Origin of the sequence: Streptomyces pacificus (assembly GCF_011766325.1) — a bacterium.
GTDB lineage: Bacteria > Actinomycetota > Actinomycetes > Streptomycetales > Streptomycetaceae > Streptomyces > Streptomyces pacificus.
In genome coordinates this window covers 1-255 of the sequence record NZ_BLLG01000105.1, presented here as the reverse complement: position 1 = coordinate 255, position 255 = coordinate 1, and the positions used below count along the sequence as shown (strand labels likewise).

At 69.0% G+C, this 255-nt stretch carries 1 pseudogene; it reads left to right on the top strand.

Annotated elements, in window-relative coordinates:
- Positions 1–192: pseudogene (locus SCWH03_RS28450) on the top strand (hypothetical protein); the annotation flags it as partial.
- Positions 193–255 lie beyond the last annotated feature (63 nt).

Here is a 255-nt window from a genome sequence, read left to right as displayed (position 1 = left end):
CGTGGGCAGGTCGATCTCGACCTGGTCAGCGTGGATTCCACGGTCGCGCGCGCTCATCATCACGCGGCAGGGATGGCCGTCGATCCCGAACTGCTGGACGGGCTGGAGAAGGCCGTCGCCGAGGAAAGGGGGGTTCAAGAAAGGGACAAAGCGCACCGGTGGCTCCGCCGGACGAAGGCGGCGACGATGTGACGCGTGAGGAGCGGCGGCGTTTACGGCGGCGGCGCAGAGCCCGGCTGCGTGCGGCTGAACTGG